The following is an 8,408-nucleotide window of genomic DNA, read 5'->3' on the forward strand; positions in this document are numbered from 1 at the left end:
GTTACACCCAAAGCCAAAGGATTAAACTTAAAACTACACAATACCTAACAAATTTTCACAAAATACTTTAAGCAATATATTGTGCAAAACCATTGCATATTTTACAATACAGACCATCAAGGGGAGTAACTTCCTACTTTTTTCTAAGTTGGTGGCTTATCGTCATCACATAAGGCAGTCGTCCTTATCGGTAAGTCAGCTATTGTCAAAATAGTTAGCCAGACCTTGACCTGTTTAATCACTTGTGGTTAGCGTTGGTCGAGGTTGTTGTGTCTTTGGCGAACCATCCCTCACCCTCATCGCTCACTGCAGGATTATCGAACTTTTAATGTTATCTAAAAGGAGCGATTATGCTGCTTGTTGGTTTATTAAACGCGACATCTGCCGTTGCCATCGGTAGTCCGATGCTGTACGCGGTGTTTTTTGCCATTGTCGCTGTGTTGTTGTTGGTCGATTTTTTTACCTTCAAAACGCCCCATGCGGGCGAGACGGTGTCCTTGCGCCAAGCAGGTGTGTGGAGTGCCATTTGGGTGGGCGTGTCGGTGCTGTTTGCTGTCGGGCTGTGGTGGTACTTGCAGCAAGCGTTTGGCGCGGCGGTGGCTAATGAGAAGGTTGGCGAGTTTTTCACAGGCTATTTGCTTGAAAAATCGCTTGCCGTGGATAATGTGTTTGTGTGGTTGATGATTTTTGGTGCGTTTGCGGTGTCGCCTGCCATGCAGCGCAAAATCTTGCTGTATGGTGTGATTGGCGCGATTGTGATGCGTACGGTGATGATTTTTGCTGGCGCGTGGCTGATTCAGGAATTTAGCTGGATTTTGTATATTTTTGGCGCGTTTTTGTTGTACACAGGCGTTAAGATGTGGCGCAATCATGAGGAGCAACAAGACCCCAAGCAATCTGCCTTGTACCGTTTTTTACAAAAGCATTTGCGTGTGACGGATGAAAGCCGCGATGCCGCTGGACAAGAGCGTTTTATCTTGGTTCAACAAGGTGTGCGGTATCTGACGCCGCTTGCGGTGGTGCTGATTTTGGTTGAGTTGTCGGACGTGATTTTTGCGGTGGATTCGATTCCTGCGATTTTTGCGGTCACAACAGATCCGTTTATCGTGCTGACGGCCAACTTGTTGGCGATTTTGGGCTTACGGGCAATGTTCTTTTTGTTGTCGGGATTGGCGGATAAGTTCCACTTGTTGCCGTACGCGCTGAGTGTGATTATGGTGTTTATCGGTGTTAAGATGTTGCTGCTTGAGGTGCTGCATGTGCCGATGACGGTTTCATTGGGCTTTATTGTGCTGGTCTTGTCTGTCACAGCGATTTTGTCGATCAAGTTTCCACAATGGGGTAAAGCCTAAATTGGGTAAAGTGTAAGATGGGTAAAGTATAAGTCGAGTAGAGCATAAACTGCGCGCCAATGGCTGCTAGCTAAGGCGCAACAGGGTGTTATGATCCAATAAGCCTTTGTCATAAAGGCTTATTTTTTTGCTTGTTGTTATCACGCCGTCTATAACTAACCGCTATTTGGCGGGTGTGACCTTTGTGGTATTGCCAGCTAATCGATCACTTAAAATTATTTTGGATTGACCAGTCACCAAATGATTAGGTAAAACCTTACTAAAGGTGGGGATTTGTGCTAAGATGAAATCGATGGTTACGCTATTGTCGTTTTACTGCTCTTAAAAAACCACGTACAACAACAGGAGAATACCATGAGTGTCATCAAGTCAATCACATCCCCGATGAAATTTTTGATCCAAGCCAATTTGCTGTCACAATTGGGTGAATACCTCAAGCCGTATGGTAAGGCAGGTCTGTTGGTTTGTGACCCTTTTATTTTGCAAAAAGCCCAACAAGACACCGAAGCAACCTTTAAAGAACACAATATCCAAGCGGTATTTAGTAAATTTAGCGGTGAGACCACGGACGATGAAATTAACCGTTTGCGTGCTATCATGGATGACAACAACGCTGAATTTGTGGTTGGACTTGGCGGTGGTAAAACCCTAGATACGGCCAAAGCGGTGGCGTATTATCAAAAAGTGCCTGTGATTATCATTCGTTGCCGTAAACCTGCGACTTCAGGCGGTGGATATAAGGCAATTGTTAAATGCGATGAGTTTTGCTATACTCATCTCACTATATTCAATGTCTTACATTCCACAGTTAAGTTAAGACTAAATTGCGAGTACGCAGTAACTTAACTGGTAAGACGTTTCCAAACACACACTTAAGCTAATTCGTGTCTATGACAATCCTAACGGTAGGATTAGCTTAAAATAAGAACCTAAGATGTACGGTGTGTCGTACGGGCGGTTGCCATTGTCTTAGGTTTGCGGTGGGGCTTCACCGTCTTGCAGAAGGAATCCCCTCACTTTAGGGAGGGGAGGAAGTCAAGGCAAAATTTTTTCAATCAATGGCGCAACCACAGTTTTACCACCAGCCACAAAACCGCCACAAGCGCAAGCATCGCTGCGACAAATAACCAAAGTTTGTGCATCTTGTCGTCAGCGTCAGTGGTAAGTTCGCGTTGTAGGCGCGCGCGGTCTGCGGCAAGCTGTTGCTGTAAGTCTTGTGACAACACAGCAGTAGGCGGTTTGGGCGGTGTTGGCGCGTTTGCCACTGACGTGAGCGGCGGCATAGTAGTTTGGCTCGTGCTAGCGATAGGCTGTGCAGGCGTTGGTTTGGCTAGTGCTGCGGTTATTTGTCCAGTCAAAAGTGGCAACGTGATGTGACTGGCAAGCGCCTCGGGTTTTGCTTCGCGTCTGCCTTGTGGCGGACGTTTTGCCATATCAGCGATAAAACGGCTTTGCCATAGTGTGCGTACGGTGATGTCGGTATGATTACGTAGCGTTTGGTATACCATTTGTAGCCAGCGCTGCGCCATCGGGTCAGGCGTTAGCCAATCGGTTTGGTTACTCACCAACGGATAAACATACAATTCACCTGCTTGCCAACGATACGGCAATAACAGTTGGCCATTTAGTGGCGGCTGGTCATACGCACGCACCTCCAAAATCAGCGCGTGGCTGCGCCCTGTCGGTAAATTGGCAAACCCTGCATAGCCGCCTGCTTGGGCAGCCAGCAGCTTGGGATTTTCTGCCAATCGCCGATACAGCGTGTTAATGGTGGCATCAAGCTTAGCGGCGTATTGATCGGCACGGGTGGTGTTGGTGGGCAGTGCCAACGTGATGGTTTGCGCCTCTGACGCAGGTGGGGTGTTTGCCATCTCCACCACCGTAGGGGCAAGCGGCTGCTGGGTTTGCAGCGTTTGGCAAGCCTGCGCCATCAAATCTGCCGTTGCCTGTGCGGCCGCTTGCCAATGGGTGGGCAATGCCTGCCCCATCGGCGCTTGGCTTGGGGTGAGCACCGCGAGTGGCACGCTGGCGGCTTGCGCCAAATGGTTGGCAAACCCCTGCGCTGTCTGAGCATCTGCCACCTCAAACAACTGCCCGACAACCACCGACAGCGGCGCGTGCAAGTCCTCAGGTGTGAGCATCACAAAACTGTGTGCCAACGTCGGTCGAAAATCCGTATCCGTCAGCCATGCGCTAATTTCGGCAAAATCTGCCCATTTGTACACCTGCCCTGCCAACTGTGCCGCCGTCGCGCCGATATAAAACCCCAGCGCATACACCAACGTTTGAAACTCGGGCAGTGCTTGCCACCGTGCAATATCTTGCGGCTGAACCTTGGCACGCAATGCCATCCACGCCGCATCTAGCCGCACCAAGCTTAGCGCGCTGCCATCAAACGCGATGGACTGTAGGGCATGGGCAAACGTCGGTAACGCCTGCCACAATTTGCCTGCACCAAGCTGCAGCAAATACTGGTCGGCCACGTCATTGGCATCTTGGGTCAAATCAATACGCCGTGCCGCCATCACAGCTTGGCGCGATGTGCGGTAAAACTCCTCCAAAGGGTTTTGCGCCACACCATCGTCCAAACTGTTGGCTAACTCAGCCTTGCCTGCCAACAGCTGTGCCAGTACTGCCAGCGGCTGGCACAACGCGCCACCAATGCGCGCCACCACCGAGTACTCAAACCGCGCAGGCAATGCGCCATCCTCAGACAACATTGGCATCTGTGCCAACGTTGTCCGCCGATACCACGCAATCGGCTCATCACAGTCATCGGCAACGCGTTGCCCCACATATGCCGCCAATGCCAACAGCAACGCCGCCCCACCCTGCCGCGCGGTGATTTGCTCAACCCCAAGCCCACGCGTGTGTAGCTGCTGACACAACGCCACGATAGCGTTATCGGCAATTTGTGGCTGGTCAAACGGGATTTTTTGTAGCGTCTGCCAGCCAAGCAGCACAAACGGCGGTGTTTGCTTGCTGCGTAAGTAATACAGCAAGGTGCGCATTTGTTGGTCGGCCGCGGCATCGGGCGCAAGTGCATCGGGTGCGTGATTGGACATGGTATTTACAAAGCAAAAATTTTTGCCAGTTTAGCCGATTTTAGCCGCTTGCGGTAGTTGGCGGTTATCATGCCAGCGTTAAACAACGTACACAACAAACACGTGTTTTAACCAACAAAAAAGCCAGCGCACGGCTGACTTTTTTTTAAGGTGAAATCTGAACAAACGTTAATCTATTGCAACATCAAATACTCAAACGCGGCCAAACCTGCTTTTGCGCCCTCACCCATGGCGATGTTGATCTGCTTAAATGGCACGGTTGATACGTCTCCGCAGGCAAAAATACCTTTGCGGTTGGTGCGACAACCCTCATCAATTTCAATCTCGCCACGCGCGTTGATATCAAGCAAGTCTTTGAACAACTCTGAATTGGGCACTAAGCCGATTTGTACAAACACCGCCGACAATGGCAAGGTTTTTTGCTCACCCGTTGCGCGCTCATTGTAAACCAGCGCGGTAACTTTGCCGTCTTGCGCTTGGATTTCTTGGCTGGCAACGCCTGTCAAGATGTCGATGTTATCACGCTCACGGGCTTTGTTTATCAGCACTTGGTCGGCGCGTAAGCTGTCGGCATACTCAAGCACGGTCACATGTTTGACAATCCCTGCCAAGTCAATCGCTGCCTCAATGCCTGAGTTACCGCCACCCACCACGGCAACATCTTTACCTTTAAAAAATGGGCCGTCACAGTGCGGACAGTATGCCACGCCGTTGCCGATGTTTTCTTCTTCACCTTTGATGCCAAGTTTACGCCATTTTGCCCCCGTCGCCACAATCACACTGCGGCTGGCAAATGTCTCGCCCGTGTTGAGCGTGATTTGGTAGGTATCATCGGCGTTTGCCACGACTGACTTGACGCTCACCGCCTGTTTGGTGGTGATAGCATACGCATCAATGTGCTTGGCAAAGTTTGCCGCAAGCTCATTGCCTGTGGTCAAAGGAATAGAAATCAAGTTTTCGATGTCTTGGGTGTCCTTGACTTGTCCGCCGATACGGTCAGCAATCAGCGTGACCGAGAGCCCTTTCCGCGCGGTATAAATCGCCGCGGCCGTGCCTGCAGGCCCTGCGCCAATGACGGTCACATCTTGCAAACCAAGCTCGCTGGTATGGCTTGCCCCTTCAGTCAAATCGGGGAACTTGTCTTGCAATTTATCAATCAGCTTGGCGGTGTCGATTTTACCATTGGCAAAGGGTTCACCGTTCAAAAACACCGCAGGCACGCCTTGGATGTTGTGTTTGGCGATTAAATCTTGAAACACACCCCCGTCAATCATTTCGTTAGAAATGTTGTCATTGAGCAAGGCAAATTGGTTCAGCGATTGCACCACCTCAGGGCAGTTATGGCAAGACAAAGACACAAAGGTCTGAAATTGCAGCGGTTTTTGGATACCACGAATCAAGTTTTGCACACTGGCATCAAGCTTTAGCTCGCTACCGCCTGCTTGCAAAATCGCCAAAATCAACGAGGTGAACTCATGCCCACCGGGGATACCGCTAAACACAATGCCTGTATCACGGCCTTGCGCGCGGATTTTAAAACTCACCGCAGACAACGCGCTATCGTGCTCATCGCTTAGGCTGATTTTATCCGTGGTGGCAGCGATTTGGCGCAAAAAGTCCAACAATTCAGCGCGTTTGGCGTGCTCACCTGTACCCACAACAAACTCAACCCCATGGGTCATGCGCTCACTGTAGGATTTGATAGCGTCTAATAAACCTTGGTCTAACATATACTTACCTCAATCTTGGTTGTTTCATCTCATCATTGGATAAGTGTATTATTGGGCTTTTGCCCACACTTGGCAACCGTATCCTATCAATTATTATGTTTTATAAAATAAAACGATAGAACGAATACGTTTTATTATTTAAACCATTGAAGGTTACAATAAACCAGCAGAACTTTAAACCGTTTGGGCTACAATGAATTTAGATAAAGTGTAAAAATAATCGGCTTTATCGTTTAAGCACCCGTATTTAAATCAATCGGATAACAGGAAGGATACCATGTTCCCAGAATATCGCGACCTAATTAGCCAACTAAAAACCAGCGACCAACACTTTGCCAAGTTGTTTGACAAACACAATGACCTTGACCACCAAATCGCCAATCTTGAAAACGACCCCGTTGCCGCTGCTAGCCGTGATGTGGATATTGAAGCCTTAAAAAAAGAAAAATTGGGCCTAAAAGACCAGCTGTATAGCATTTTATCAAAGCATCAGCCAACCAATGCCGCCAACAGCCATGCCAACGGCTAAACACGCGGCCGACATTGACACCAACAACGCCCTGCTGTATCGCAGGGCGTTTTTTGGTGATATGGTCCAGATAAGGCTCACCGCGCCCAGATGACAGGGCACAAAAAACCTGCCGTAAGACGACAGGTTTTTTATTTTATCCTAGCACAAACGTCAAGCCGTGGATAGCCGATTTTGTGCTAAAACGTGCCAAAAACTAACCCGTTAGATTAGATTTTGCCCACAAGGTCTAGGCTAGGTTTCAAGGTTTCTTGACCTTGTTCCCAAGCGGCTGGGCAGACTTCGCCATCATTTTCACGCACATACTGTGCCGCTTTGACTTTACGCAGCATATCAGCGGCTGAGCGGCCAATGCCGAGGTCATGGATTTCAGCGACTTTGATTTTGCCATCTGGGTCAACCAAGAATGTACCGCGTAGCGCAGCGTGGTCTTCTTCAATCATGATATTAAAGCCACGGGTCAATGCGCCTGTACCATCACCCAACATTGGGTATTGTACTTTACCAATGGCAGGTGATGCGTCATGCCATGCTTTGTGGACAAAATGGCTGTCAGTTGAGACGGCATACACCTCTACGCCAAGTTTTTTGAACTCTTCATAGTGGTTTGCCATGTCTTCAAGCTCAGTTGGGCAAACAAAGGTGAAGTCATGTGGGTAGAACAAGAAAATCGCCCAGTTGCCTTTGACATCGTCTGATGAAATGGTTTTAAATTCGCCATTCACAAAGGCTTCGGTTTTAAAATCAGGGATGGTTTGGTTAATAATTGCAGCCATGGTTATATCCTCTTTATGGTGTATGCCGCCATCAACTTATAAATGGCGGTTGTCATTTGACTGGGTTAGTATGCCGTAGGGCGAACAATCAGTCTAGTTTAAAGTTTTTATAAAATCGTTTGATTTTATCAATCATAAAACATCAAGACCGCTTGATATAAATTGCTCAAGCACCAGCAGTATAACGCGGCGGTGTGTCAAAACCATGACACAATTGTAAGCCAAGTGTGGCACAACGGTGACAAGGTAACAAGTGGGCTAGCTGTCCATCGTCCATTGTCTTGCCTTTGGGTTTAACCCAACGCTTTTTTGTAACACATCAAATAGTCAGACACGTATAGTACCGCGTGAAGTCACAGGTTTACGGCAATGAATAATGAGCCAACAGGCTAAGTGTGGCGCAATCCGTACTATTTTTTGCCTAAATATCACTTGACCAAAATTTTTGTCAGCCGACGGTCAAAAGCAAGGCTGATTGACGATTTTACTAATTTTTTGCTATCAATGACCAAACTTTTTTAACGCAATATTTACCCAAATTAAGTAGTTGGATTGGGTATAATGGTTTAGATTGGGTATGTTGTCCACCATTTGTTCGAGCGGCTTGCAGGCGTGTTGTGTGCTTTAGCGTCATATAACAGCGGCGTGGTAGGGCCAAATTTTGGCATTTTTTTACTAAAGAAACCTTTGCACGAACAAATGCACAAAAGTTTGTAAAAGTGATATAATACAGTAAAATCAAACAGATGGCAAAAGACACGAATATGGCATGGAAACAAACAGGGCAACTCTCCCTAGCAGACAGTCTCATTAACGCTCACAAAGCCATCGAAGAACTCGATGAACTACATAACCTAATCAACTGGCAAAGTATCGAACACACCCTACGCCATGTCCATAGCAGTGACCGTGGCGAAAGTGCCTTTCACCCTGTCATCATGTTTAAAATCTTACTA

7 protein-coding genes are annotated in these 8,408 nt (G+C 48.1%); 4 read left to right on the forward strand and 3 right to left on the reverse strand.

The window, feature by feature from the left end:
• Window positions 1-350: 350 nt before the first annotated feature.
• Both AC5L4R_RS07320 and AC5L4R_RS07325 read left to right on the forward strand, forming a co-directional pair.
• Window positions 351-1,352, forward strand: a complete 1,002-nt coding sequence (locus tag AC5L4R_RS07320; protein ID WP_494473153.1) for a TerC family protein — start codon at window positions 351-353, stop codon at window positions 1,350-1,352.
• Between the two features lie 354 nt (window positions 1,353-1,706).
• On the forward strand, window positions 1,707-2,198 hold the full coding sequence (locus tag AC5L4R_RS07325; protein ID WP_494473152.1) for an iron-containing alcohol dehydrogenase: 492 nt from the start codon (window positions 1,707-1,709) through the stop codon (window positions 2,196-2,198).
• Window positions 2,199-2,407: 209 nt separating this feature from the next.
• Here AC5L4R_RS07325 and AC5L4R_RS07330 read toward each other — a convergent pair whose 3' ends face one another.
• Both AC5L4R_RS07330 and ahpF read right to left on the reverse strand, forming a co-directional pair.
• A complete protein-coding gene (locus AC5L4R_RS07330) occupies window positions 2,408-4,417 on the reverse strand; it encodes a hypothetical protein (protein WP_494473786.1) in 2,010 nt (669 codons plus the stop codon).
• 173 nt (window positions 4,418-4,590) lie between these two features.
• Window positions 4,591-6,147, reverse strand: coding sequence for an alkyl hydroperoxide reductase subunit F (gene ahpF, locus AC5L4R_RS07335; protein WP_494473785.1), 1,557 nt, complete (start codon window positions 6,145-6,147; stop codon window positions 4,591-4,593).
• A 277-nt stretch (window positions 6,148-6,424) separates the two neighbouring features.
• On the opposite strand from ahpF, the gene AC5L4R_RS07340 reads away from it, so the two are divergent.
• Entirely contained in the window at window positions 6,425-6,676 is a 252-nt protein-coding gene (locus AC5L4R_RS07340; protein ID WP_494473784.1) for an HP1242/YdcH family protein, read from the forward strand.
• A 209-nt stretch (window positions 6,677-6,885) separates the two neighbouring features.
• On the opposite strand, the gene ahpC is transcribed toward AC5L4R_RS07340, so the two are convergent.
• Window positions 6,886-7,452 (reverse strand): alkyl hydroperoxide reductase subunit C, encoded by a 567-nt coding sequence (ahpC, locus tag AC5L4R_RS07345; protein WP_290001363.1) that lies wholly within the window; start codon window positions 7,450-7,452, stop codon window positions 6,886-6,888.
• A gap of 764 nt (window positions 7,453-8,216) precedes the next feature.
• Between ahpC and AC5L4R_RS07350 the strand changes: the two genes are divergently transcribed.
• The coding region (locus AC5L4R_RS07350; RefSeq protein WP_494472339.1) for a transposase at window positions 8,217-8,408 on the forward strand (192 nt) is incomplete at its 3' end.

The organism is Faucicola sp. SE7633, from assembly GCF_059264685.1.